Raw genomic sequence first — 24,146 nt, forward strand, 5'->3', positions numbered from 1 at the left:
TCCTCGGGCAGGGACCGGCCCGCCTCAGGCCAGGCGGGTGACGGCGGCGTTGAGGGACTCCAGCTTGGACATGAAGTGCTCGTAGCCGCGGTCGATGAGGTTGACGCCCTCGACCCGGCTGGTGCCCTCGGCGGTCAGGGCCGCGATGAGGTGGGAGAAGCCGCCGCGCAGGTCGGGCACGACGATGTCGGCACCGGTCAGCGGCGTGGGCCCGGAGATGACCGCGGAGTGGTAGAAGTTGCGCTGGCCGAAGCGGCACTCGGTGCCGCCCAGGCACTCGCGGTAGACCTGGATGGTGGCCCCCATCTTGCACAGGGCACCGGTGAAGCCGAAGCGGTTCTCGTAGACGGTCTCGTGGACGATGGACAGGCCCTGGGCCTGGGTGAGCGCAACGACGAGGGGCTGCTGCCAGTCGGTCATGAAGCCGGGGTGGACGTTGGTCTCCACCACGATCGACTTCAGGTCACCGCCGGGGTGGTAGAAGCGGATGCCCTCATCGGTGACGTCGAAGGCGCCCCCCACCTTGCGGAAGGTGTTGAGGAAGGTGGTCATGTGGCTCTGGTGGGCTCCACGCACGAACACGTCCCCGCGAGTGGCCAGGGCGGCCGAGGCCCAGGAGGCGGCCTCGATGCGGTCCGGCAGGGCCGAGTGGGTGTAGCCGCACAGCTCGTCGACGCCCTCGACGTGGATGGTGCGGTCGGTGTCCACCGAGATGATGGCGCCCATCTTCTGCAGGACGTCGACCAGGTCCATGATCTCGGGCTCGACGGCGGCATTGCGCAGCTCGGTCAGTCCGTGCGCGCGCACAGCGGTGAGCAGGGTCTGCTCGGTGGCTCCGACCGAGGGGTAGGGAAGCTCGATGACGGTGCCCTTGAGACCGTGTGGCGCGGTGAGCCGGATGCCCTGGGCCTGCTTGTCGACCGCGGCGCCGAACTGGCGCAGGATCTCCAGGTGGAAGTCGATGGGGCGGTCACCGATGCGGCACCCGCCCAGGTCGGGGATGAAGGCCTCCCCCAGGCGGTGCAGGAGCGGACCGCAGAAGAGGATCGGGATGCGCGAGGAGCCGGCGTGCGCGTCAATGTCGGCCATGTGGGCCGACTCGACCTTGGACGGGTCCAGCTGGAGGATGCCTTCGCGCTGGTCGTAGTCGATGCTCACTCCGTGCAGGCTCAGCAGCCCCGAGACCACGTCGACGTCACGAATGAGCGGGACGTTGCGCAGCACTGAGGGAGTCGACCCCAGCAGCGCCGCCACCATCGCCTTGGGAACCAGGTTCTTGGCTCCGCGGACGGTGATCTCACCAGTCAGCGGGCGACCACCCTCGACCTGGAGCAGACCGTCGACCATGCACACCTCCATGCGTCATCTGGGCGTGCCGCGCGCGTGAGCCGCTCACCCATCCCCGCGCAGGCGCGCGAGGCCGTCCCAGCATAAGCGCACCGAAGGGGCTCCCAGGACCTTTTTCAGGGCCGTATCAGGTGGCCTTCGACTCACAGAAAGTGCCGATTAATCCCAACCAACGCCGTGCCAATACCGATGAAACTCGGAGGGGGAGCTCTTCCGCGCGCCGACTTCGAGCCTTCCGGTCCTGCTCAGGGCCGGGGCATATCCGCGGCCCGCGCCGAGACGACCTCCTGGGCCGGCAGGTGCTTGGCCGGCAGGGTGCGCGGCTTGAAGGCCGGGCGGGCCTCCTCGTAGGCGCGGATGGCGTCTTCCTGGGTGAGGGTCAGGGAGATGTCGTCGAGTCCCTCCATGAGAATCCAGCGGACGTAGTCGTCGATGGAGAAGGCACACCGGAAGGAACCGGCCTCGACCGTGCGGTTCTCCAGGTCCACCGTCACCTCGGTGCCCGGCTCAGTCTCGAGGATCTTCCACAGCTGCTCGCAGTCCTCCTGGGAGACCACGCCGGCCACCAGCCCCTGCTTGCCGGCGTTGCCGCGGAAGATGTCGGCGAAGCGGGGGGCCAGGACGACCTTGAAGCCGTAGTCCTTGAGCGCCCACACGGCATGCTCCCGCGAGGAGCCCGTGCCGAAGTCGGGACCGGCGACGAGCACCGATGCCCGCTTGTAGGCCTCCTGGTTGAGGATGAAGTCGGGCTCACCGGCCCGCCAGGAGGCGAACAGGGCGTCGTCGAAGCCCGTGCGGGTGATGCGCTTGAGATACACCGCCGGGATGATCTGGTCGGTGTCGACGGCGCTGCGCCGCAACGGGGCGCCGATGCCGGTGTGTCGGATGAACTTGTCCACGGTCGTTGAGCTCCTTGCCTCTACTCGGCCCCTACCGGGCCTGTCCTCGCCTGTATGCCTTCATCTCCTGCGCGCCGGCCCCTACTGGACGGTTGCCTCAGGCGCGGCGGAGACCGGCGCAATCGCCGGGACCGTCGGGATATCGCCCGAGTCCTGCGTGGCCTCGGGACGCGGCGGCAGGTCTCCCGGGGCCGACAGCGCCCCGCGCACGGCGGTGGCCGCGGCGACGACGGGCGAGACGAGGTGGGTTCGTCCACCCTTTCCTTGACGCCCCTCGAAGTTGCGGTTGGAGGTGGAGGCCGCCCGCTCCCCGGAGGAGAGCTTGTCGGGGTTCATGGCCAGGCACATGGAGCAACCGGCGTTGCGCCACTCGGCACCGAAGCTCGTGAAGACCCGGTCCAGGCCCTCGGCCTCGGCCTGCAGACGCACTCGGGCCGAGGCCGGCACCACGAGCATGCGCAGCCCCTCGGCCTTCTTGCGCCCGCGCACCACCTCGGCGGCGGCCCGCAGGTCCTCGATACGGCCGTTGGTGCACGAGCCGATGAAGACGGTGTCGACCTTGATGTCGCGCAGAGGCGTTCCCGGAACGAGGTCCATGTACTCCAGGGCCCGTTCGGCGGCCAGCCGCTCGGTGGCGTCGGCGATGTCCTCGGGGTCGGGGACCCGCGCGGACAGCGGCAGGCCCTGTCCGGGATTGGTTCCCCAGGTGACGAAGGGCTCGATGTCCTCGGCCTGCAGCACCACCTCGGTGTCGAAGACGGCGTCGGGATCGGTGCGCAGGCTGGACCAGTACTCCACGGCGGCGTCCCAGTCCTCGCCGACGGGGGCGTGAGGACGGCCCTTGAGGTAGTCGAAGGTGGTCTGATCCGGGGCGATCATGCCAGCCCGGGCCCCACCCTCGATGCTCATGTTGCAGATCGTCATCCGGGCCTCCATCGAGAGCTGCTCGATGGCCCGCCCGCGGTACTCAATGACGTGCCCCTGGGCGCCGTTGGTACCGATCTTGGCGATGATGGCCAGGATGATGTCCTTGGCCCCGCTGCCCGAGGGCAGGTCCCCGTCAATGGTGACGCTCATCGTCTTGAAGGGGGCGATGGGCAGGGTCTGGGTGGCCAGGACGTGCTCGACCTGGGAGGTACCGATACCGAAGGCGAGGGCCCCGAAGGCGCCGTGAGTGGAGGTGTGGGAGTCGCCGCAGACCACGGTCATGCCGGGCTGGGTCAGGCCCAGCTGCGGACCGACGGCGTGGACGATCCCCTGGTCGGCGTCCCCCAGGGAGTGCAGCCGTACCCCGAACTCGGCGCAGTTGGCACGCAGGGTCTCGATCTGAGCGCGGCTGGTGACGTCGGCGATCGGCAGGTCGATGTCCACAGTGGGGGTGTTGTGGTCCTCGGTGGCGATCGTCAGGTCGGGACGACGCACCGGGCGTCCGGCCAGTCGCAGCCCCTCGAAGGCCTGGGGACTGGTGACCTCGTGGACCAGGTGAAGGTCGATGTACAGCAGGTCGGGGGCGCCATCGCTACCCTTGGACACCACATGATCGCGCCAGACCTTCTCGGCGAGAGTCATTCCCATCGACTTCATCCTCTCAGCAACAGTGTTCCCGATCCGCCCGCACTCAGCAGCGCCCGACGACGCCACTGACTCGCGCAGACCGCACGAGGCGGCCGCGCCGCATCCGAGGCCATGGCCTTGGCCTGCAGGATGCTGACACTGCGCCGCCTCCCTGGCGGACCCTAACTTGAAATCTCATACCTTGAAATGCCAGTATCAGATTATGGACAGCCCCTCAGAGAACTCCCCGGAGAACGACAGCAGCGGCGTCGGCGTCATCGACAAGGCGGCCCTGGTGATGAGCGCACTGGAGTCGGGGCCGGCGACCTTGGCCCAGCTGGTGTCCACCACGCACCTGGCCCGCCCCACGGCTCACCGCATCGCGGTCGCCCTGGAGTTCCACCGCCTGGTCACCCGCGACTCCCAGGGACGCTTCATTCTGGGCCCCAGGCTCACCGAGCTGGCCAGCGCCGCAGGAGAGGACCATCTCCTGTCCGCCGCCGGGCCGGTGCTGGCGGCTCTGCGCGACAAGACCCACGAGTCGGCGCAGCTCTACCGCCGCCAGGGGGACGTGCGCATCTGCGTGGCCAATGCCGAGCGCCCGATCGGGCTGCGTGACTCCATTCCCGTGGGCGCCACCATGTCCATGCAGGGCGGCTCGGCCGCCCAGGTGCTTCTCGCCTGGGAGGAGCCTGACCGCCTGCACCGGGGCCTGGTGGGGGCCCGCTTCACCGCCACCATGCTCTCAGCGGTCCGACGTCGGGGGTGGGCTCAGTCAGTTGGGGAGCGCGAGCCCGGGGTCGCCTCCGTCTCGGCGCCGGTACGCGGTCCCGGAGGCAAGGTCGTGGCCGCGATCTCGATCTCAGGACCCATCGAGCGGATGGGGCGTCAGCCCGGCCGGGTTCACGGACACGTGGTCATGGCCGCGGCGCGTCGGCTCTCCGAGGTGCTCACCGACACCAGTACCGTCTGACGGAGGTCGCACCTCATTCCCACCCTCGCGGTGACTGCGGCACCCCACCGCCCCTCAGGCACCGACCAGGGCGATGGCGCGCTGGTAGGTATCGACGTGCATCTGCACCACAGTGCCCCACTCGGGCAAGGGGACGTTCTCATAGTTGTGGGTCTTGATGCGCTCGAGCAGCTCGTCGTCCCCCAGGAGGCTGGCGAGCTCACGGACCAGACCGGCGTCATCGTCGGCAAGAAGGCCATCGACGCCGTCGGTGATGAAGTCGCGCACCCCGCTGGAGCGCAGAGCGACGACGGCCAGCCCCGCACTGCGGGCCTCCAGGGTGGAGATACCGAAGGACTCGGCGGGCGAGGTCTGCAGGTAGATGTCTGCGCGTGTGAAGGCCTGGGCGAGCTCAGTGCGCTCGACACGACCCACGAGCTCGATGCGGTCGGCCAGGCCGGACTCGGCAACCTCCCGGGTGAGTCGCTCACGCAGCGGGCCATCCCCGTAGATCTTGAGGATCGCATCGGTGCCGGGGGTGCTCCTGACCGCCTGAGCGAAGGCGCGCACGACCTGCAGGGGGCGCTTGCGCTCAACCCATCGCAGAGAGGCCACGACCGTCACCGGCCGGTGAGGCCGTCGCTCCTGGGGACCAGGGCGCTCCAGGCGCCAGTCCTCGACGGTGATGCCATTGGGCAGAACGGTGACGGGGTCGCCAGCGCCGGCGCGGCGGACCTGGGCGGCGAGCATGGAGGACACGGCCGTCAGGTCGGCGCCGCCGCGCTGCCACAGCCGCACGGGGCTGACGGGCCCCAGCGCTCCGGCCACGCGCGCCCAGGATCCCAGGACGCAGTGGAAGGTGACGGCCAGCGGGAGCCGCGCTCGCCGGGCGGCGGCGATGCCGGACCAGGCGAAGGGTGAGACGACGCCGACGTGGGCGTGAACGACGTCGGGGCGCAGGCGGGACAGGAGGTCGTCGAGCTCGCGGCCGGCTCGAGGATGAACGGGCAGCTCACTGGGCAGATGCGCGGTGGTGCGGTAGACGGGGAAACCATCGACCCTTTCGACGCTGCGGCCACGACCGTCACCGACCGGCGTGGCGGTGACGACGGCAGGCTCATGGCCGGCCAACTTCAGGTTGCGGGCGAGATCCCGCACCTGAGTCTCGATGCCGCCCAGCCTGGGCGCATAGCAGTCGGAGACGATGAGGACGCGCATGGCTTCAAGTCTGCCACGTCCTTCTTCGGCGCAAGCCGCTGACAGGTACCTCACGCCTCGCAGACTCTCGTCGGCAGACGAGGTCAGCAGGTCGCCTCAGTACTGCGCAGTTCGGCGATGGCCTTCTCGAAGTCCTCCAGGGAGTCGAAGGAGGAGTAGACCGAGGCGAAGCGCAGGTAGGCGATCTGATCCAGCTCACGCAGGGGGCCCAGGATCGCCAGCCCGACGTCGTGGGAGTCGACGAGCGCCTGGCCTCCGACGCGAATGGCCTCCTCAACCTGGTGCGCCAGGAGCGCGAGCTGATCGTCAGAGACGGGGCGCCCCTGGCAGGCGCGCCTGACCCCGACCACGACCTTGTCCCGACTGAAGGGCTCGACGACGCCGGAGCGCTTGCGGACCGACAGGCTGGCGGTCTCCAGCGTGGTGAATCGGCGCCCGCACTGCTGACACTCCCGACGACGACGGATGGAGGTGCCGTCCTCAGCGGTCCGGGAGTCGACAACGCGCGAGCCGTCATGACGGCAGAAGGGGCAGTGCACGCCTACAACCTCCGAACTCACTGGACTACGTGTCAGTCCATCGGAGGGTAAACGCCCGGCGGGCCGCCCCGCAAGCCCGCCTCGAGGAGCGACCCCCGCACCGATTCTCACGCCGTAGGAATCTCCAGCGTCTGCCCGGCACGGATGGTCGTTCCCTTCAGGTCGTTGAGCTCGGCGATCCGGGCCACCATCCCCGGGACGTCCGCGGTCCCGCTCGCCTCGGCGATGTCCCACAGGGACTGACCGGGACGAACCACCGTGGTGGTGGTATCCGCCTGCACCTGCGCAACCGCCGTAGCGGAGCCCGCCCAGGCCATGCCCGCCAGGGCCCCGATGGCCAGTCCGCTGCATGCGAGCACGAGGGCCGCGGCGATGACCGCGAGACCGCCACGAAGAAGCCGCAGTCCAGCTGGGGAGCGCACCTCCGTCTCCACCGCCTCCCGCGGGCGGGACGGGATGGACTCACCCTTGCCGGGACGCTGAGCGGCGCCGCCTCTCCGGCCCTCCTCCTGCGGGGCGCTACGTCGCAGCCCAGCGGCACGCACCGCCGGGTGCTGCGGGGCCAGCCTCTCCAGCTCCGAGCGACGACCCCGCAGTGCAGCAGGCGCCGCGGGGCGACGCATTGGCAGCGCTGCCGGCAGCGCCGGGACACGAGCGGATGCGACCCCGGGGCGCTGCGCGCCCTCGACACCACGCCGCAAAGGAGCCTCGGGGACGAAGTCGTCAGTGACCAGCCTCAGCCGAGGCCGACGGGAGGACTGCCCGCCAGCCCGGCCACTGGCCGGCCCAGCGACGGGCTCATCGGTCCGAGCCCGAGAAGCCTGACGGGACGGGAGCGGGATGGCGATGGCACTCACGGCAACCTCCTGAACACATGTTCGACGAACGCTTGTTCGATACATTAGCGCCTGAGAGGCAACACGTCCAGCACATCTTCGAACATGTGTTTGAATCGTGGTCGCGTCGCCGGTAGGCTGGTCATGTCCAAGACGATCACGGACCACCGACATCTATTCCGCGCCCTTGACGCCCCCGGGCCCGAGGGCCGTCCGGCAGGGAGGGCCAGGACCATGAGCACCACAGCACGCCAGGGCGACTCATCGACCCCGATGCCGCACGGCGGAGCCGGCGGTGCTGAGCAGATCAGCGCAGCAGCGGTCATGGAGGTCATCAACGACCTCGACAAGCGCGCCCGCGCGGTCTATGAGGCCGTCCGCGCGGCCATCGCCACCCACGGCTACCCGCCCTCACTGCGTGAGATCGGAGAGCAGGTGGGCCTGACCAGTCCCTCCTCCGTCAAGCACCAGCTGGACAAGCTCGAGCGCCTGGGCCTGGTGCGCCGAGACCCCAATCGTCCTCGAGCGATGGAGGTCGTCTCCGCCGACAGCGGCCCTAGTGGCCGCGCGACCGCCTCTGGAGGCACCGCTCACGTCTCCTCGCTCGACTCCCCCAGTGTCCCCGGCATCGAGGACGGGGACGCGGTCGCCGTCCCGCTGGTGGGGCGGATCGCCGCCGGGACCCCGATCCTGGCGGAGCAGGAGGTCACCGATGTCATGGCCCTACCCCGCCGCCTGACCGGCGAGGGCGAGCTCTTCATGCTGGAGGTGCACGGGGACTCGATGATCGAAGCCGCTATCTGCGACGGCGACTGGGTGGTGGTGCGCTCCCAGCCCGACGCGGCCAACGGCGAGATCGTGGCAGCCATGATCGAGGACGTCGACGGCGCCTCGGCCACGGTCAAGGTGCTCTCGCGACGCGACGGCCACCAGTGGCTGCTTCCCCGCAACTCCAGCTACGCCCCGATCGACGGAGACCAGGCCACGATCATGGGCAAGGTGGTCACGGTGCTGCGCGCCCTGTAGGCACGCCAGGCCCGCATGACGGAAGGCCCGCCCCGTTGACCGGGGCGGTCCTTCCGTGTTTCAGACCGGTGGCTCAGTAGCCCAGGCCGCGTGCGACCTCGCGCAGGTGGTCGGCGGAGGCGGTCAGGCGCTCCTTCTCCTCGGGGGTCAGGGGCAGCTCGAGGCGGCGTCCGGCGCCCTCACGTCCCACGATCGTGGGGACGGCCATGCACACGTCGGAGATGCCGTGCCAGTTGTCCAGCAGCGGGGAGATGGTGAGCACCCGCTGCTCGTCGTTGAGGACGGCGCCGATGATGCGCTGCACGGCCAGGCCGACGGCGTAGTTGGTGGCGCCCTTGCCCTCGATGATGCGGTAGGCGGAGCGGACCACGTCGTGGGCGATGCGCTCACGCTTGGACTCGTCGAACACGCCGCCGTCAAGGGTGGTGCCCCACTGGGTGATCGGCACACCACCGATCTCGGTGGAGGACCACAGGGGCACCTCGGAGTCGCCGTGCTCACCGGCGATGTAGCCGTGGATGTTCTGGACGGCCGTGCCGGTCTCCAGGGAGATGAGGTACCGCATCCGGGCGGTGTCCAGCACCGTGCCGGAGCCGAAGACCTGGTTCTCGGGCAGACCGGTGATCTTCTTGGCGCAGTAGGTCACCACGTCCACCGGGTTGGCCACGAGGACGAAGATGGCGTTGGGAGCGACCTCGACCAGCTTGGGGAGGATCTTCTCCATGATGCCGACGGTGGCGCCGGCCAGCTCGAGGCGGGACTGGCCGGGCTTCTGCTTGGCGCCGGCGGTGATGGCGATGACGTCCGCATCGCGGCAGATCTCGGGGTCGTCGGAGCCGGAGACGGAGCCGGCGGAGGTGAACTGGATTCCCTGGGCGATGTCGAGAGCCTCGGCCTCGACCTTCTCCTTGACGATGTCCTGCAGCACGACCTCGCGGGCAACGCCCTTGGTCACGCAGGCGTAGGCGAGGGTGGAGCCGACGGCCCCGGCACCGATGACAGCGACTTTGGAGGGGCGGCCGGAACGGTTGGTGGGGTAGGAGCCTTCAGCGGTAGTGGTGATGTGGTCTGACACGTTCTTCTCCTCAATGGGATCTGCTGGGCAGGACCGCAGGGGCGCGAGCACCCGCTCGCCTCAAGCCTACGTGCATATCCTCCCGAGGGGCACATACCCAAAGGCCCAGCCGACGGGTTCACTCCTCCACCGGGGCATCGGAACGGAGAGCAAGACGCCTCAGAGCGGCACGGACCACATCGGGCTTCGTCGTCGGCCACAGGGCGGGCATGGAGCGGGTGAGGAAGCCCCCATAGCGCGCCGTGCGCAGACGCGAGTCCAGGACGGCGACGACGCCGCGGTCCTGGCTGCGGCGGATGAGGCGCCCCGCCCCCTGGGCCAGGAGCAGGGCCGCGTGGGTGGCCGATACGCTCATGAAGCCATTGCCGCCGGAGGCCACGACGGCGTCGGTGCGGGCCTGGGCGACCGGGTCGTCGGGCCGGGGGAAGGGGATGCGGTCGATGACGACGAGGCGGCAGGTGCGCCCGGGCACATCCACGCCCTGCCACAGCGAGAGGGTGCCCACCAGGCAGGCTGCCTCGTCCTCGGCGAAGGCCCGCACCAGGGTGGGCAGCTGGTCGTCGCCTTGGGCGTAGACGGGCAGGTCGGTGGCTCCGCGCAGCACCTCGGCGGCCTCCTGGGCGGCGCGCCGGGAGGAGAACAGGCCCAGCATGCCGCCTTCGGAGGCCTCGACCAGGGCGAGCATCTCATCCAGGGCGGCCTCGGAGATGCCGGCGCCGGGGCGGGGCAGGTGGGCGGCCACGTAGAGGATGCCCTGACGGGGGTAGTCGAAGGGGGAGCCGACGTCGAGGCCTCTCCAGGGCTGCTCGGCCAGGGTCAGACCCAGGGAGCGGGCCATGGGGTCGAAGCTGTCCCCCAGGGCGAGGGTCGCCGACGTCATGACGCTGGCGCGGCCGTTGAGCAGGTGGCCGGCCACCGATCCGGCGACCTCGATGGGGGCCAGGAGGAGGCGCGGGGGCTCGGCGCCCATGCGGGGACGCTCGATCCAGGCCACGTCGCGTCCCTGGGCCACCGAGTCCGAGGTCATGCGGTCCAGGGCGTCGACCAGGTCCGCGACGGCGGTGCGGGCGACCGCCAGGCCCCCGGCGGCCTCGCTGGAACGGTCGCGGCCCAGGGCGCGGGCCTGGTCGCGCACGTCGGAGGCGACCTGGCGGGCGGCGCCGTCCAGGAGCACGAGCGCGTCGTGCAGGGCGGTGGGCAGGGGCGCCTCCAGGCGGCCGTCGGGCAGCTCGGCCAGCGCGAGCTGGAGGGTCTGGCCCGCGGACTCCAGCTCGCTGACCAGCACGGAGGCGTGCTTGCGGGCGGTGGCGGCGGTGCGCGCCACGGCGGCCGCCGACAGGGCGATGGTGCCCTGGGAGCGGATGCGGTCGGCCAGCTCGTGGGCCTCGTCGACGATGAGGACCTGGTGTTCGGGCAGGACCCCGGGGTTGCCGGCCACGACCACGCCGAGCATGGCGTGGTTGGTCACCACGAGATCGGCCCGGGAGGCGGCGGCGCGCGCCAGCTCGGGGAAGCACTCGGACTTCAGGGGGCAGGACTGTCCCAGGCACTCGGCCCGGGAGACGGAGACCTGGGCCCAGGCGCGCTGGGAGACGCCGGGGACGAGGTCGTCGCGGTCGCCGGTATCCGTCCTGGCCGCCCACTCGCGCAGGCGGACCACCTGCTCGCCCAGGCTCGCGTCGCTCCCGTGCCCGGCGGCCGGCTGGGCGATGGCGTCCCCGACGCCGAAGAGCGCGGCCTCGTCCTCCTCCGGCGGGTAGCCGCCGTCCAGGCGGTGGCGGCACAGGTAGTTCTGCCAGCCCTTGAGCAGGGCCACTTCGGGGCGGGTGCCGGTGACCTGCTCGACGGCGTCGGCGGCCAGGGGCGCGTCCTTGGTGAGGATCTGCCGTTGCAGGGCCAGGGTGGCGGTGGAGACCACGACCCGGGCACCGGCCTGCACGGCATGGGCCATGGCGGGCACCAGGTAGCCCAATGACTTTCCCGTCCCGGTGCCGGCCTGCACCAGGAGGTGGGTGCCGTCGGCCAGGGTCTGGGCGACCTCCCGGGCCATGGTGGTCTGCCCCTGGCGGGGGCTGCCGCCCATGGTGCGCACCGCGGTGTCCAGGACGTCCAGGACCCTGCGGTCGCCGGCGCAGTCAGTGTCAGGCCGGTCCGTGCGGCTCGGCTCGCTCGGGGTCACGGTGCCTCTCAGTCGACGGTGACGCCTGCGGCGGCGCCCTCGATCTCGGCCGCCAGGGCGGCGCCGACGCGCGCAACGACGTGAGTGCCCGCTTCGACGTAGTCGACTGTGTCGATCTCGCCCTCGGCGTGGACCCGGGAGACGAGGTCCCCACGGGAGTAGGGCACCACGACGTCGATGCTCACCTGCGGGTGGGGCAGCATCTGCTCGATGCGGGCGCGCAGCTCCTCGATCCCCTCCCCGGTGCGGGCCGAGACCGCGACCGCCCCGGGCAGGCCGGTGCGCAGCGCGGCCAGGGTGACGGCGTCGGCGAGGTCGGTCTTGTTCAGGACGATGAGCTCGGGCACGTCCAGGGCTCCGGGGATCTCAGACAGGACGGTGCGCACGGCGGCCACCTGGCTGAGGGGGTCGGGGTGGGCGGCGTCGACGACGTGCAGCACGAGGTCGGCCCCGGCGACCTCCTCCAGGGTGGAGCGGAAGGCCTCAATGAGCTCGTGGGGCAGGTTGCGCACGAAACCGACGGTGTCAGTGAGGGTGTAAGTGCGCCCTTCGGAGGTCTCGGCCCGCCGGACGGTGGGGTCGAGGGTGGCGAACAGGGCGTCCTCGACCATGATGCCGGCCTCGGTGAGGCGGTTCATGAGGGAGGACTTTCCGGCGTTGGTGTAGCCGGCGATCGCCACCGAGGGGATGGCACCGCGTCGGCGCGAGCCCCGTTTGGTCTCACGCGAGGGCGCCATGGCCTGGATCTCGCGGCGCAGGCGGGCCATGCGCTGGCGGATGCGGCGCCGGTCGAGCTCGATCTTGGTCTCTCCGGGGCCGCGTGAGCCGATGCCCTGACCGGCGGCCACGCGGCCTCCGGCCTGTCGGGACATGGACTCGCCCCATCCGCGCAGGCGCGGCAGGAGGTACTCGAGCTGGGCGAGCTCGACCTGGGCCTTGCCCTCACGGGACTTGGCGTGCTGGGCGAAGATGTCCAGGATGAGGGCGGTGCGGTCAACGACCTTGACGCCGACGACGTCCTCCAGGGCTCGGCGCTGGGAGGGGGCGAGCTCACCGTCGACGATGACCGTGTCGGCGCCGGCCGCGGCCACGACGTCGGCCAGCTCACGCGCCTTGCCGCTGCCCAGGTAGGTGGCGGGATCGGGGTGGTCGCGCTTCTGGATGAGGGCGTCGAGGACCTCGCTGCCGGCGGTCTGGGCCAGGGCGGCCAGCTCTCGCAGGGAGGTGTCGGCGTCCTGGGTGTCGCGCACCTGGCCGCTGCCGCCCGGTGCGCCGGCGGCCGGGCCGTGGGGCCGGGGCAGCTCCAGGCCGACCAGGACGACCTTCTCCAGGCGGACCTGGCGGTACTCGACCTCGCTGACGTCCTCCAGCTCGGTGGACAGTCCGGCCACACGGCGGCGGGCGGCGCGGGCCTCCCGCTCCAGGGCGCCGTCGTCGAGGCCGTCCGCGTAGCCACCGGCGTGCTCGTGCTGGGCGGCGGTGGAGGCCAGGGCGGTTCCGGTCCGGGACAGGACCCGGGCCACAACGTCATGGACGTCGTGAACGTCACGGACGTCACGGCCCTCATGGGCGTCACGGGTGTCTGCTGCGTCCTCAGGGGTGGAGGGGGTGCTGGGGGTAGTGGAGTGGTGATGGGTCACAAAATGTCCTTCGTCGTATGCCTGCGCCCCTCCGATGGGGCGCGATGGTTCTGGCGGGGAGCGGCGCCGGCCGCCGTTTCAGCGCATACGAAGGATCCACATGGGGGCGATGGTACTGCCCGTGGGCGCGTGGGGCCACCCGCCGACTCGGGCGGCGCGTCGGGCCAGTAGCGGGGTGAGGAGGAGCCCCACGGCGAGCAAGATGAGTGTCGGCCACAGCCGGTCCGTCTCGGCACCGGATGCCGTGGGGGCGACAAAGGCCGTGGTGACCGTCCCCAGAACCGCACCGCCGGCCGCATCGGCGATCGTCACGGCGGTGGCGGCCTGGGCGTTGGTGATGCCATCGGGCTCTGCGGGATCGGTGACAATGCGGTTCATGGTGTCCAGGTGGGTTAGGCCCATGCCGATGCCGGCCACGCCGTAGCCCACGGGCAGCCCCCACCAGCCCGGTCGGCCGAGGACCGTGGTGGTCATAAGCGCGGCGCCGAGGACGACGAAGGCCTCAGCCAGCGTGGTGCGGCGGCGGTAGGCCTTCGGTTCCCGTGCCGGATGGGCCCCGCAGACAATCGCAACGACCCACCAGCCGATACCGCCTGCGGTGAGCGCCCAGCCGATCTGGGGCGGGGTCATGTCCAGGACATCGTAGGCGCTGGGAGCAACCAGGTAGTCCAGGGTCAGGAAGAAGGCGCACCCCCACATCAGGGTGGCGATGCCCGCGCGCCGGCCGACCGCCAGGCACAGGGTCCCTGCAGGCAGGACGCGGGAGCAGGACCAGAGCACCAGTGCGGTCCCTCTGGCGACTCCGGGCCAGAACCAGGGGCTGGAGGCGCGCAGCGCCCCGATGATAGCCACACCTGTGGCCATGGCCCTGGCGGGCAGGCCCCGCAGGATCTCCCCGAGGACGTAGACCTCGATGTTCGGGGCGAGGGCTCCGACGACGGCGCCGGAGGCGCCTCCCGTTAACTTCTCCGATGTGCTACCGGACCTTCCGACACGGGGTCGGATGGTAGCGGAGACATCGTCATCACATCAGGCTACCCGCCTCGATACAACCGCTGTGCGGCGTTCCAGCCACCGCCGCACCACCATGAAGACAGCTCCGGCAAGCGCAGCGTGCACAAGGCTGATCGCGGGCACCTCGGGCGTGTCAAACTCGATCCCGACCCCGGAACTGATCCAGCCAAGACCACCCAGAAGCACGCGGTTGATGGTGAGAAACGTGTGATGGAAGGCGATCGCAGAGGTGAGCGCACCCGGTAGTGGGATCCGTCGGGCCGCAACCAGTGTGAGGCCGAAGACGAACAGCAAAGCTATGTAGAAAAAGGGGTCGTTACCGCTCGGCGCCAGAGAGAAGCCCGTCGTTCCGCCTCCCAGAACGAGCGTTGACATCATTCGAATCAGATTGCTCAACGCCGTAGTGAGGCAGAAGAGAACCGTGATCGTCATGGTGGCCGCGAGCGGCCCCCAGCTTTCCCGTAGGGTCGACCACCCGTAGCCGCGCAGCGCGATCTCCTCCGGCAATGCCTCGTACAGTAGCAGGACGACCGCGTTGACTGCGAGGAAGGTTGCGAGCGCCGCCGGTTCGAGGTGATCGAACCGGGCCCAGCCGATCAAGAACACGGGTGTCCACACAACAGCCCCGGTCCCGACACCGACGGCCACCCCGGTCGCGGCCGCGGCGGGCCAGTGACGTGATAGGCCCATCCCGGCGAGAGTCCTGCGGTCAAGGAGGCGACGACAAGCCACGATCGCGGGGACAACGAACAATGTGACCAGAACTGCCTGAGACACGGGAATGAATGCAGGTCCGGTCTCAGTCCTGGATCCGACAGCCTGTGCGATCGCTATCGAAAGATTCAGCCCCAACGTCAAGATTGCCCAGCCGCTGAGCGCCTTTGCGAGAGCCCTGTATCGGCTCATGACAACATCCCTCTCCTACCGCCCTAACCCCTATGGAGAGAAGATCGTATTACCATAAAACTGCGTCTCGCAAAATCGGCACTCCTCGCCTGGCAAGGGGGCAGCGGACTGATGACCGCCTTGGTTTCCTTCCCCTGTCGACGAGCAGAGCCCGGGTAGCCTGGTGGGCGTGAGCGAGCACTACTTCACCGCCTCCCCCGCCGTCGAGGCGGAGGAGCGCACCCACCGCTTCTCGATCCGCGGCGTCGAGCGCACGGTGGTAACGGCCTCGGGTGTCTTCAGCGCCGACCGCCTCGACAAGGGCACCCAGGTCCTCCTCGATCACGTCCCCGATCCGGCCCGGACCGGCACGTTCCTCGACCTGGGCTGCGGATGGGGGCCGATCACGCTGGCCCTGGCCGGGGCCGCTCCACAGGCACAGGTCCTGGCCACCGATGTCAACGAGCGCTCCCTGGCCCTGACCGCCCGCAACGCCGCTGCCGCAGGCCTGGACAACGTGCGCACCGCCCCGGCCGACGCGCTGCTGGCCGAGCTGCGCGAGACATCGACGCCGGTGGATCTCATCTGGTCCAACCCTCCGGTGCGCATCGGCAAGGAGGCCCTGCACACGCTGCTGCTGGACTGGCTGGCGCTGCTGTCCGACGACGGCGAGGCCTGGCTGGTGGTGCTCAAGAACCTGGGAGCCGACTCCCTGGCGACCTGGTTGAGGGACCAGGGCTGGGAGGTGAACCGAATGGCCTCCTCGAAGGGCTTCAGGGTCCTGCGAGTGCGCCGCCGGCACGGCTGACATGCCGCCGGGCCGGCTACCGGCGTCGTCGCCTCGCCAGGCGCAGATCGATGACGGCGACCCCCGCGGCCACGGCGATGGTGGCCACGACGGCCAGCAGACCGGCTTGAGCGGCGGCCTCCCAGCCCGAGGAGTGCGAGACGCGGAAGGTCAGGCCCGTGATGACGGCGATGCCGATGGAGGCGCCGATGCGCTCACCGGTCTGGAGGATGCCGCCCGCGGCCCCGGCGTACTCCAGGGGGACGTCGGCCAGGGAGAGGGTCTGGTTCGGGGAGACCACGAGGCCCTGCCCCACTCCGAGCACCAGCAGCGTGAGGGTCAGCCACCAGGGGCTCCAGCCCGCGCGCGCGTGCATGTGCATGATGCCGATGCTCCCCAGTAGCCCGACCATGCCCAGCACCATGCCGCCGAGCACCATGACCCGCCCCACCCGGATCACCCGGCGGCCGGCGACGGCGGCGGTGATCGATCCCGCCAGGGCGGCCGGGACTCCGATGAGGCCGCTGGCCAGGGCGGTGGATCCCAGGCCGGCCTGGACGTACTGGGCCACAATGATCCATACGCTGGTGTAGCCCAGGAAGTACACGGCGATGGCCAGGCTGCCGTAGGCGAAGGAGGGGATGGCCAGCAGGCTGAGGTCCACCATGGGGGCGCCGCCCCTGGACCGGTAGCGCCTCTCCCAGGCCACCCAGGCGCCGATGACGCCGATACCGGCGGCCTCCAGGCCCCAGATCCAGGTGCCGGCCGGGGCCTCCATGAAGGGGATCATGATGAGCAGCGTGCCAACGGCGAGCAGTCCCATCCCCACCGGGTCGAGATCGACCCCGCCACGCTGGGCGGCCCCGGCGCTCCCGGCGGCGTCGCCATCGTCGGTCTGCTCCGTGCTGCTCTCCCGCTGCCAGGCGGAGGCCGGCAGGTAGCGGCGCGCGGCCCAGATGCCGGCCAGGGTGAGGGGGACGTTGATGAGGAAGGAGGCGCGCCAGCCCCAGTCGTCCCCGAGCCAGCCGATGAAACCGCCGCTGAGCACCGGCCCCAGCGCCACCGAGACCCCGATGACGGCGCCGAAGAGCCCGAAGGCGCGTCCTCGGGCCTCACCGGAGTAGTACTGCTGGATCATGCCGGTCACCTGCGGGTTGAGCAGTCCCGAGCCGATTCCCATGACAACCCGGGCCAGGTTGAGGGTGACGACGTCGGGGGCCAGGCCCGAGGCGAGGGATCCGGCCCCGAACAGGAGCATGCCGATGACGAAGAGCCGTCCCCGCCCCATGACGTCGCCGGCGCGGCCGGCCGGGACGAGGGCGACCCCGAAGACGAGGGCGTAGCCGGAGACGACGAGCTGGAGCCCTGCGGTTCCGGCGTTCAGGCTGTGGGAAACGGCCGGCAGGATGACATTGACCGAGGAGACTGCCAGCAGCGAGACGAAGGCGGGGATGAGCAGTGTCGGCAGAAGCCGCTCATGGTTCGGACGCGGCGTCTGGGCTGGGTCGCAGGGGCGAGGCGTGGGCACGTCGTGAGGCTACCGCGTGCCGGGCCGCTCACAGCTGTGAGGCCGCGGCGTGCTCGACGTCCTGCTGAGCCCGGCTGGGAGGCTCCCCGGGGGCGGGCGTGGACCAGGCTCCGGAGCGGATGTCCAGGACGATGCCGATCAGCAGGGCGATCCCGATCACCAGGGCGATGAGCACCAGCAGGATCCATCCGGCGGAGTCGCTCCACAGGCCGGTTCTCGCCAGCAGCCTGCTGGGGCCATCCCAGCCGGTGGCGATGATGGCGGAGACGGAGCCGAGGATCCCGGCGGTGCTCACGCACCACCGGTAGGTGGCCCTGAGCCGTCCCGGTGCCAGGGCATCGATCAGTGTCACGATCACCAGGGCGATGACGAGGGGGTAGAGCAGGAACGTCACCGGCCCCGCGATCTTGAGGATGGCATCCAGTCCGAGGTTGGCCAGCGCGAAGGCGACGATCGCGCAGGCGGCGAGCTGCCGGTTGAAGGAGACGGCCGGCCAGGCGGTGTAGGCGTAGCCGGCCCAGGAGGCCAGCAGCCCCACGGCGGTGGTCAGGCAGGCCAGGATGACGATGGCGGCGAAGATGACCACTCCCGAGGTCCCCAGCGTGGAGGAGGCCGCGTTGCTCAGCAGCGCGGTGCCCTCCTCGGCGTCGGCGGTGATCCGCCCGCGGGTGTGGGTTCCCAGGACGGCCAGGCCGATGTACACCAGACCCAAAAGCGCGGCGGCGATACCCCCGGACAGGATCGTGCTGCGCACCAGGGCAGGGGAAGAGGACAGGCCTCGTTCGCGCAGGGAGGAGATGACCACGACACCGAAGACGGTGGCCGCCAGGACGTCCATGGTGAGGTAGCCCCGAGTCAACCCGGTGGTCAGGGGGTGGCTCACGTAGTCCCCGATGGCCTCGCGCTCCACGCTGGGGAACATCAGGATGGCGGCCCCGCACAGCAGGGCCAGCAGGGCCAGCAGGGCGGGAGTGAGCCAGCGCCCGACGCGGTCGGCCAGGCGGCTCGGACTGCGGGCGATGCTGAAGGACACTCCCATGAACACCGTCACATGCGCCAGCAGGGCCAGGCGGGAGTGATGAATCCCCAGCAGCTCGAGCACCGGAAGGGTCGCCAGCTCGTAGGCGACCGTGGCGGCACGGGCGATACCGGTCAGCGGACCGATCACCAGATAGACCGCCAGCGGCATGACGGTGCCGAATCGGGGTCCCACTCTGCGAGCCAGGCCCAGGATCCCCTCACCGGAGGCGGAGACGGCGACCACGGTGATGAGCGGCATGAGCACCCCGGTGGCAAGGAAGCCCGCCATGGCCGGAACGAAGCTCCTGCCCGAAGCGGCCCCCAGCAGGGGCGGGAAGATGAGGTTGCCCGCCCCGAAGAACAGGGCGAAAAGCATCAGGCCGGTCGGCAGGATGGCGCCGACGGTGGTGCGTGTGGATGGCTGGCTCATAGTGGTGGTCGGTTTCTCTTCTCGGATGTGGCGTCGGTGCGACGTCCGGGAGCAGTGTGGATGGCGGCGGGGCTGAGGGGCCTCAGGCGACGGTGATCCGCCCGGTGATCGTGGCCGGGCCGGTCAGCAGCAGGCTGCTGTCCTCGCCCAGGGGGTCGGCGCCCACGTGGACCCCGATCTCTCCGCCGGGAACGAGCAGTCGGTAGTCCTCGGGAGCGCCCGGACCGCTCCAGGCGTGCAGGGCGACGGCGACGGCGCAGCACCCCGCTCCGTAGGAGAGGGACTCCCCCACGCCGCGCTCCAGGACACGCATACGGGCGATACCCACCGGTGAGTGGGTGTCGGGGTCGGTCTCCTCCCCCAGCGGCACGACGAGCTCGAGGTTGGTGCCGGCCTCGGGGGCGGGGTCGTAGGCGACCGGGTCCGCGGAGTCGGTGAGCCCTGCGAAGGCGGCAGCCTCGAGCTCGCCCTCCTCCCCCAGGGCGACGACGGTGTGGGGGCCGGCGATCTCCACGCTCAGGGCGGCCCGCACCCCGTCCAGGCCGGGGACGACGACGGCCGTGTCCCAGCCCTCGTCCTCGGCCTCCTCGGGGCTGGCCAGGCGGGCCGGCCCCATGTCCACGGTCCACAGCTCGCCCAGGCGGGTGATGGTGCGGGCCCCGCCGCGCGTGCCGATGGTGACCGACTCGCCGTCGGCGATGGGGCACAGCCCCTCACGGTCCAGGACGTGGGCGAACAGGCGTGCGGCGTTGCCGCTCATCTCGGCCACGGTTCCGTCGGCGCGGTAGTAGTCCATGAACCACTCGGCCTCGGGCACGGAGGCGGCGAAGGCTCCGCCGCCGGGGAGGGCGGTGGTCCGCACGACGCGCACGAAGCCGTCGGCGCCGATGCCGCGGTGGCGGTCGCAGACCGCTGCGATGTCGGCGCCGCTGATGGCGACCTCGCAGCCGGGGTCGACCAGCATGAGGAAGTCGTTGAGGGTCGCGTGGCCCTTGATGAGCTCGCGACCGCGAAGACCTGTCGAGTGCGGCATGGTCCCTAGCCTAAGCGACGCCGCGACCCGCGCAGACGAGCTCCCATGCCTGCCGGGTGAGCCGGGAGCGCTCGGAGTCGGTGCACTGCCCGGTCTCGGTGAGGGCGACGTCGATCCAGTGCAGCCGTGGGTCACGCCGGAACCACTTGATCTGGCGGGAGGCGAGCTGGCGGGTGGCCAGGGCAGTGGCCTCAACCGCCTCGGGCACACTCATGGTCCCGTCGATGACCGCGAGCGCCTGGGCGTAGCCGATGGCGCGCGGGGCGGTCTCCCCCTCCCGCAGGCCCTGGTCGATGAGGGCCTCCACCTCCTCGATCAGGCCGCCGTCGAACATGGCGCGGGCCCGCTCGTTGATGCGCTTATCCAGGAGCCGACGCTCGCAGCGCAGGGCGATGTGGACGGTGGGGGCGATGTCCTCGTAGCGGGGCAGGGAGGCGGAGAAGGGACGGCCGGTGATCTCGATGACCTCCAGGGCCCGCACGATCCTGCGGGTGTTGGAGGCCTCCACGCGCTCGGCGGCGACCGGGTCGAGGCGGGCCAGTTCGGCGCGAAGGGCAGCGGTCCCCTCCCGCTCGGCGCGCTCACTCAGGCGGCTGCGCACGGCCGGGTCGGTGCCGGGGAAGTCGAGGTCGTCGGTCAGGGCCCGCACGTACAGGCCGGAGCCTCCAGCGATGATCGGCAGGTGGCCCCGTGACTCGACGGCATCGATGTCTCCGCGGGCGCTGCGCTGGAAGGCCGCCACGGATGCCCGGTCCCTGACGGTGAGGACGTCGATCTGGTGGTGGGGGACGCGGGCCCTCTCGGCGGGGCTGGGTTTGGCGGTGCCGATGTCCATGCCGCGGTAGAGCAGGGAGGCGTCGGCGTTGATGATCTCGGCGCGGGTTTCCGGTTCGTCGGCTTGTATCCGTTCGGCGAGGTCGAGAGCCAGGGCCGACTTGCCGGTAGCGGTGGGGCCCACCACGACGAGTCTGGGCAGGCAGGGGGCGCTGGCCGCCTTGGGGCTCATGGGGCTCAGATCTCCGGCAGGAGAGGCCCCACGAGGCTGAGCGCCTGGGTGCAGGCGGACAGCGCCGTGTCCAGGTGGAGGCGCAGCTGGGCGTCGGTGACCCCGGCGGACAGATCGGTGAGGTAGGTGGCGCGCACCAGCGGGCCGATGGGGGTGTCGATGACGCCGACGGTGGGGAAGAACTTGTCCCGGTTCCAGTCGTTGACGCTGGCGGCGATCTCATCCCTCTGGGAGGCGGGGGCGGCCTCCTCCCAGTCCCCGGAGACCAGGAGCCAGCCGTCGTGTCCCTCAGGGATCTCGATGACGAAGGGGAAGGAGTCCCAGGTTCCCAGGAGGCAGGGGTGCTCGCGGTCCTCGGTCAGCTGGACGTTGTACTCCATGGGGCCGGTGAGCATGGACTCGATCCGGGCCAGTGTCAGCCCCTGGGGCTCCTCATCGGTCGAATCCAGGTCCGACGAGCGGTCGGCGCCCTGTCCTCCCGCTGCCGGCTCCTCCTCCGACCGGCCTGATGTGCTCGACCAGCTGCGTGAGGCGTCCAGGGTCTGCGCCGAGGCGGTTGTCCTGGCCGGCTCCGATGGACCGCTGGAGTCGGTCGGAGTGGTTGAGTCGGCTGATTCCCCTGAGGCTGCGGGTTCCGCGGGACCTGTGACGTACGGCGAGATGGTCGGGGGCTCGTCGGATCGGCTCTGGGAGTCGACCGGCCCGCTGCTGCGCCGGTGGTCCAGCGCCCGTACATCCCACTCCTTGCCCAGGAGGCGTGCGATGAAGTCGGTGAGGCGTTGCAGTCTGGGCATCACGGCTCCAGGCTTCCGCGCAGCTCGTCGGGGAACTGCTCCTCGGCCTCGTGCATGAGGGCGACGATGAGCCGGCAGCCGCCGAAGACGAAGTCCTCGAGCTGTCGGTCCGTCATTCCCGCCTCGAGGGGGTAGGTGTACTCGCCGTGAAGACGCACGACTCCGCCGTCGGCGACGGTGAGGTAGGCCTTGGGGCCGATGCGGGTGGTGTTCCAGTCCTCGACCAGGGCACGCAGCTGGGTCAGGTGCTCGGTGTCGGCGATGCGGTGCCAGATTCCGCGCATCTGGACGGCCCTGGTGTCCTGGAAGATGGCGTGGACGGTGACGTAGCGCCAGGGGATGCCGATGTCACCCTCGTCGTCGATGAAGTAGCGCAGTCCCAGTCGTTTGACGCACTCGTGGATACGGTCGACGTCCACGGGCCTGGGGACCGTGGCGGCGGCAGCAGAGCTGGCGTCGAAGCTGGGCATGCTTCCCAGCCTAGCGGGGCCTACGGGCTGCTCCCCAGCGCAGCCCGGCCCGCTCCACCGTCAGCGCAATCAGCCGTGGTCCGCCTCAGGCCGGTGCGCCCACGCGCAGGGTGGGCAGACCCAGGCTCACCGGGGCGGTGTCGGGCTCGGGAGTGGCGCAGGCCTCGGCCTGACGGCGCTCCCAGGCGTCCCCGGCGCGGGTGCGCCGCACCTGGAACAGGGCGGGGCCGTCGTCGAGCCAGAGGCGGTCACCGGGCTTGAGGGCCTCGTTGGCGGCCGCGGCGCGCGGGTCCAGCTCGCGCCCGCAGCGGGCGGAGTCGGCGATGAGGTTGTGGGGGGCGCCGTGGGTGACGCGCACGGTGACCATGTCGCCGGGGCGCGGGGCCCCGCCGGCGTAGTCGTCCTCGGTCAGACCCTCGGGCAGGGCGACGTGGACGAGGCGGTTGTCGGCGGCGCGCCCGGAGATGCGGGCGGTGACCGCATCCCGGCGCCCTTCGCCCTCGGCGACGAGCACCTCCACGACGCGCCCCTCCTGGCGCTCGTTCTCCTCGTGGGCGATGCGGCGCACGAGCGCGTCGAGCCGGCGGTAGCGGTCCTTGACGACCTCGGTGGGGACCTGGTCGTCGCGGTCGGCGGCGGGGGTGCCCGGGCGCGGGGAGTACTCGAAGGTGTAGGCCGAGGCGAAGCGGGCCTGCTCGACGACGTCGAGGGTGGCCTGGAAGTCCTCCTCGGTCTCGCCGGGGAAGCCGACGATGATGTCGGTGGTGATGGCGGCCTCGGGCATGACGGCGCGGACCTTGTCCAGGATGCCCAGGAAGCGCTGGGTGCGGTAGGAGCGGCGCATGGCCCGCAGCACCCGGTCCGAGCCGGACTGCAGGGGCATGTGCAGGCTGGGCATGACGGCCTCGGTGGCGGCCATGGCCTCGATGACGTCGTCAGTGAAGGCGGCGGGGTGGGGGCTGGTGAAGCGCACGCGCTCGATGCCCTCGACTGAGCCGGTCGCCCGCAGCAGCTTGGCGAAGGCGCCACGGTCCCCGAAGCCGACCCCGTAGGAGTTGACGTTCTGCCCCAGGAGGGTCACCTCGATGGCGCCCTGCGCGGCGACGGCCTCGACCTCGGCCAGGACGTCGCCGGGGCGCCGGTCGCGCTGCTTGCCGCGCAAGGAGGGCACGATGCAGAAGGTGCAGGTGTTGTTGCAGCCCACGGCGATGGAGACCCAGGCGGCGTAGGAGGACTCGCGACGGGTGGGCAGCGTGGAGGGGAAGACCTTGAGGGACTCCTCGAGCTCGACGGCGGCCGCGGAGTTGTGCCGGGCGCGCTCGAGCAGGGCGGGCAGGACGTCGAGGTTGTGGGTGCCGAAGACGACGTCGACCCAGGGGGCCCGCTCGACGATCCCCTCCCCCATCTGCTGGGCCAGGCACCCGGCCACGGCGATCTGCATGCCGGGGCGCTCGCGCTTGACGGCGGCGAGCTGGCCCAGGTTGCCGAAGAGCCGGGTGGCGGCGTTCTCACGCACGGAGCAGGTGTTGATGATGACGACGTCGGCCCCGCCGTCACCGGCGTCGGTGGCGCGGGCGGCGGCCTCGGGCACGTCCTCGACGCGCAGGTAGCCGGCTCTCTCCAGCAGTCCCGCCATGTGCTCGGAGTCGTGGACGTTCATCTGGCAGCCGAGCGTGCGCACGTGGTAGGTGCGCGGCAGGCCGCCTCGGGCGTCAAGAACGGGGGCGGAGGTGGTCAGCGTGGTCATCGCCGAGCAGTGTAGGTGGCGGCGGGGCCCCGCCCCAGCCCTGGCGCAGCGTCGTGACCAGATGCACGGCCGATGGTCCTCGACCTGGGCCTCACGGCGCGCCGCTTCCATTCTGCTGCGCGGATGCGGGCTCCTTCACTAGGATGTGACGCGCCACACGACGAGAG

Annotated in this window: 21 protein-coding genes; 3 read left to right on the forward strand and 18 right to left on the reverse strand. The window is 70.7% G+C overall.

Annotated features, from left to right (window positions below; all coding sequences use genetic code 11):
• Positions 1-24: 24 nt before the first annotated feature.
• The 3 genes from murA to leuC all read right to left on the reverse strand — a co-directional run bounded on the left by murA (position 25) and on the right by leuC (position 3,821).
• A complete protein-coding gene (gene murA / locus AB7V09_RS05340) occupies positions 25-1,347 on the reverse strand; it encodes a UDP-N-acetylglucosamine 1-carboxyvinyltransferase (RefSeq protein WP_009747258.1) in 1,323 nt (440 codons plus the stop codon).
• Between the two features lie 245 nt (positions 1,348-1,592).
• Positions 1,593-2,246: a 3-isopropylmalate dehydratase small subunit gene (leuD, locus tag AB7V09_RS05345; protein ID WP_004565201.1), complete on the reverse strand. Its 654-nt coding sequence runs from the start codon at positions 2,244-2,246 to the stop codon at positions 1,593-1,595.
• Positions 2,247-2,327: 81 nt separating this feature from the next.
• Entirely contained in the window at positions 2,328-3,821 is a 1,494-nt protein-coding gene (gene leuC, locus AB7V09_RS05350; protein WP_009405579.1) for a 3-isopropylmalate dehydratase large subunit, read from the reverse strand.
• A gap of 202 nt (positions 3,822-4,023) precedes the next feature.
• On the opposite strand from leuC, the gene AB7V09_RS05355 reads away from it, so the two are divergent.
• Complete coding sequence (locus tag AB7V09_RS05355) at positions 4,024-4,773, forward strand: IclR family transcriptional regulator (RefSeq protein WP_004565203.1); 750 nt, start codon at positions 4,024-4,026, stop codon at positions 4,771-4,773.
• 54 nt (positions 4,774-4,827) lie between these two features.
• On the opposite strand, the gene AB7V09_RS05360 is transcribed toward AB7V09_RS05355, so the two are convergent.
• From AB7V09_RS05360 to AB7V09_RS05370, 3 genes are all read right to left on the reverse strand, one after another.
• A complete protein-coding gene (locus tag AB7V09_RS05360; RefSeq protein WP_419143146.1) occupies positions 4,828-5,970 on the reverse strand; it encodes a glycosyltransferase family 4 protein in 1,143 nt (380 codons plus the stop codon).
• Positions 5,971-6,053: 83 nt separating this feature from the next.
• Positions 6,054-6,509, reverse strand: a complete 456-nt coding sequence (gene nrdR, locus AB7V09_RS05365; RefSeq protein WP_419143147.1) for a transcriptional regulator NrdR — start codon at positions 6,507-6,509, stop codon at positions 6,054-6,056.
• Positions 6,510-6,616: 107 nt separating this feature from the next.
• Complete coding sequence (locus AB7V09_RS05370; protein WP_419143148.1) at positions 6,617-7,366, reverse strand: LysM peptidoglycan-binding domain-containing protein; 750 nt, start codon at positions 7,364-7,366, stop codon at positions 6,617-6,619.
• A 213-nt stretch (positions 7,367-7,579) separates the two neighbouring features.
• Between AB7V09_RS05370 and lexA the strand changes: the two genes are divergently transcribed.
• Entirely contained in the window at positions 7,580-8,371 is a 792-nt protein-coding gene (gene lexA, locus AB7V09_RS05375; RefSeq protein WP_419143149.1) for a transcriptional repressor LexA, read from the forward strand.
• A 73-nt stretch (positions 8,372-8,444) separates the two neighbouring features.
• On the opposite strand, the gene AB7V09_RS05380 is transcribed toward lexA, so the two are convergent.
• The 5 genes from AB7V09_RS05380 to AB7V09_RS05400 form a co-directional block, all read right to left on the reverse strand.
• The gene (locus AB7V09_RS05380) at positions 8,445-9,446 is read right to left on the reverse strand and encodes an L-lactate dehydrogenase (protein WP_004565208.1); all 1,002 of its coding nucleotides are present in this window, start codon (positions 9,444-9,446) and stop codon (positions 8,445-8,447) included.
• A 118-nt stretch (positions 9,447-9,564) separates the two neighbouring features.
• Positions 9,565-11,529: an ATP-dependent DNA helicase gene (locus AB7V09_RS05385; protein WP_412095242.1), complete on the reverse strand. Its 1,965-nt coding sequence runs from the start codon at positions 11,527-11,529 to the stop codon at positions 9,565-9,567.
• A gap of 104 nt (positions 11,530-11,633) precedes the next feature.
• Positions 11,634-13,265, reverse strand: coding sequence for a GTPase HflX (gene hflX, locus AB7V09_RS05390; RefSeq protein WP_419143150.1), 1,632 nt, complete (start codon positions 13,263-13,265; stop codon positions 11,634-11,636).
• Between the two features lie 78 nt (positions 13,266-13,343).
• The gene (locus tag AB7V09_RS05395) at positions 13,344-14,117 is read right to left on the reverse strand and encodes a hypothetical protein (protein WP_419143151.1); all 774 of its coding nucleotides are present in this window, start codon (positions 14,115-14,117) and stop codon (positions 13,344-13,346) included.
• Positions 14,118-14,294: 177 nt separating this feature from the next.
• A complete protein-coding gene (locus AB7V09_RS05400) occupies positions 14,295-15,185 on the reverse strand; it encodes a hypothetical protein (RefSeq protein WP_419143152.1) in 891 nt (296 codons plus the stop codon).
• Between the two features lie 169 nt (positions 15,186-15,354).
• On the opposite strand from AB7V09_RS05400, the gene AB7V09_RS05405 reads away from it, so the two are divergent.
• Positions 15,355-15,972: a class I SAM-dependent methyltransferase gene (locus tag AB7V09_RS05405; protein WP_419143153.1), complete on the forward strand. Its 618-nt coding sequence runs from the start codon at positions 15,355-15,357 to the stop codon at positions 15,970-15,972.
• A 16-nt stretch (positions 15,973-15,988) separates the two neighbouring features.
• Here the strand turns inward: AB7V09_RS05405 and AB7V09_RS05410 are convergent, their stop codons facing one another.
• The 7 genes from AB7V09_RS05410 to miaB form a co-directional block, all read right to left on the reverse strand.
• The gene (locus tag AB7V09_RS05410) at positions 15,989-17,479 is read right to left on the reverse strand and encodes an MFS transporter (protein ID WP_419143154.1); all 1,491 of its coding nucleotides are present in this window, start codon (positions 17,477-17,479) and stop codon (positions 15,989-15,991) included.
• Positions 17,480-17,507: 28 nt separating this feature from the next.
• A complete protein-coding gene (gene brnQ / locus AB7V09_RS05415; RefSeq protein WP_419143155.1) occupies positions 17,508-18,929 on the reverse strand; it encodes a branched-chain amino acid transport system II carrier protein in 1,422 nt (473 codons plus the stop codon).
• Positions 18,930-19,011: 82 nt separating this feature from the next.
• The gene (locus tag AB7V09_RS05420; protein WP_419143156.1) at positions 19,012-19,962 is read right to left on the reverse strand and encodes a diaminopimelate epimerase; all 951 of its coding nucleotides are present in this window, start codon (positions 19,960-19,962) and stop codon (positions 19,012-19,014) included.
• A 10-nt stretch (positions 19,963-19,972) separates the two neighbouring features.
• Entirely contained in the window at positions 19,973-20,968 is a 996-nt protein-coding gene (miaA, locus tag AB7V09_RS05425) for a tRNA (adenosine(37)-N6)-dimethylallyltransferase MiaA (RefSeq protein WP_419143157.1), read from the reverse strand.
• A gap of 5 nt (positions 20,969-20,973) precedes the next feature.
• On the reverse strand, positions 20,974-21,762 hold the full coding sequence (locus AB7V09_RS05430) for a YbjN domain-containing protein (RefSeq protein ID WP_419143158.1): 789 nt from the start codon (positions 21,760-21,762) through the stop codon (positions 20,974-20,976).
• Positions 21,762-22,232 (reverse strand): YbjN domain-containing protein, encoded by a 471-nt coding sequence (locus AB7V09_RS05435; RefSeq protein ID WP_004565218.1) that lies wholly within the window; start codon positions 22,230-22,232, stop codon positions 21,762-21,764. Before AB7V09_RS05435 ends, AB7V09_RS05430 begins: the two co-directional genes overlap by 1 nt.
• Before the next feature lie 85 nt (positions 22,233-22,317).
• Positions 22,318-23,979 (reverse strand): tRNA (N6-isopentenyl adenosine(37)-C2)-methylthiotransferase MiaB, encoded by a 1,662-nt coding sequence (gene miaB, locus AB7V09_RS05440; protein WP_419143159.1) that lies wholly within the window; start codon positions 23,977-23,979, stop codon positions 22,318-22,320.
• Positions 23,980-24,146 lie beyond the last annotated feature (167 nt).

The sequence above is a fragment of the Actinomyces sp. SKVG-SVH-4(1) genome (genome assembly GCF_048514265.1).
GTDB classification, from domain to species: domain Bacteria; phylum Actinomycetota; class Actinomycetes; order Actinomycetales; family Actinomycetaceae; genus Actinomyces; species Actinomyces oris.